We start from the raw sequence: 1,657 nt of genomic DNA on the forward strand, positions 1-1,657 counted from the left end.
TCCCCTTCGGGGCAGCCCCCCTTGCAGGGGAGCCGAGACAAAAGGAGGGCGGAAATCCGCCCTCCTCCTTTCCGTACCTTTTCCTAGAGGAAGAGAGCGATAACGCCACGTTTCCTCAAGCGTTATCCCCTCCGCCGCAGCGCGACGGGAACGACCGCCAGGAGCAGCAACCAGCCAAAGCCCGCGTCGCAACCGCTGCCGCCGTCCTTCTCATCCTTGGCGGCCATGGCCTGCACCGGCTCCTCCTGTGCCGTCTGAGCGGCAAAGACACTACGAAGCGACGGGATCGGCATGAAGGAGGAGATGTTGCCGCCCAAGGACACGCCGTTGGGCCCGAACACCATATTCGCGGTGCCGTTCGCAGGCAGCGTATAGCGGCGAAGGTTCTTTCCCGCGGCCATCCAGAGGTACTGTCCGTCCTGGACCATCCCCAGCCGCCAGCCGCCGGAAAATGAGACCGTGTCGACCCGATGCGCTCTGCCCAGCGACCCCAGGGAGGCGACGGGGACCGCGTAAAGCCGGACCTCGCCCCCTATCCACGAAGCGTTCCAGCTCACAGCCTGCACATAGGCGGTGCTGCCGACGATCACGATGGAGGTGAAGTGGTGCCTCCAGCCCGTCTCGCGACCGGCGACCTGCGAACCGGTGACGCAGGTGGTGTGGCTCAGGTTGTTCAGGTTCACGGATTCGATCATGGAATCGGGATTGTAATTGGGGGCCGTGGGCTGCGACCCACCCCAGGCAGCGATGTAGAGGGTCCCGCCGCTCAGGCAGGTGGCACCGAGAGTGCCGCCGTCGGTGTTCTTTCCGTACAGGTCGATCGCCCTGACCTGTCCCAGCTCCGCGTTGAGCTTCACCAGCCTGCTTGGGTTGTAGACGAAGTTGGGGTAACTCCCCGTCTGGGACGTGAAGAGCGCGTAAAGGAAATTGCCGTAGGACACCAGGGCCTCCCCGTGCCCGTCGCCCGACGGAGGGTTGTACTCGTAAACATGATCCATGTCGGGGGTATAAGTGCTGCCCGACATCCCGATCCGCGCCACCCTGGCCTTGGTGTTCTGCGCATTCGCCTTCCCCATGTAGGATGTGCCGTAGAGGTAGCTGCCCTTGGAGACCATGCTGCGGATGTTGGGCAGGTAGGGATGTCCCGTCAGCACCGGCAACGTGCTTATGAATCTGGGATCATAGACCTGGATGACGTCCGGCTGTACGCCGTCGAACGTCTGGCAGAGGGTGACGGCCACCCGCTCCTGGTTCGCGTTCTTGAAGGGAAAGATCCCCTGTCCGTACTTTCCTCCGATATCCCTGGAGAGGGTATAGACTCTATACCCCGAGATCTTCCCAAGACGCGCGTTGTTGAACAGATCGTCCTGAGCCGTGAACAGCAGGTTTGCCGCCGCCACGGGCATAGCCGACAGGACGAGGACCGCTGTTACAAGCAGCATCCCGGAAAACCAGCGCTTCATCGTCTTGCGATACATAACTTTACCTCCTCGCTGAAATGATTCCCGATGTTCCGACGGACCACCGCGCACGCGAAGTTCCACAACCTGTGCGTTCTCCTTTTCTGCATCACCTCCTCCCCACAACACCCCCCAGCTTCGCTACCGCTCAGCAGCCCCCCTTGCAGAGGGGGGCCTAAAGCCTCCCCTGAAAGGGG

General features: G+C 62.1%; 1 protein-coding gene. It reads right to left on the reverse strand.

Going from position 1 to position 1,657, the window contains the following annotated elements; genetic code table 11:
• Positions 1-122: 122 nt before the first annotated feature.
• Positions 123-1,478 (reverse strand): Synerg-CTERM sorting domain-containing protein, encoded by a 1,356-nt coding sequence (locus SY1_RS06220; RefSeq protein WP_015556525.1) that lies wholly within the window; start codon positions 1,476-1,478, stop codon positions 123-125.
• Positions 1,479-1,657 lie beyond the last annotated feature (179 nt).

The organism is Fretibacterium fastidiosum, from assembly GCF_000210715.1.
Lineage (GTDB): Bacteria > Synergistota > Synergistia > Synergistales > Aminobacteriaceae > Fretibacterium > Fretibacterium fastidiosum.

Coding starts and splice junctions, on each gene's coding strand:
- SY1_RS06220 (WP_015556525.1), bottom strand. CDS start 1,478: ATGTATCGCAAGACGATGAAGCGCTGGTTTTCCGGGATGCTGCTTGTA.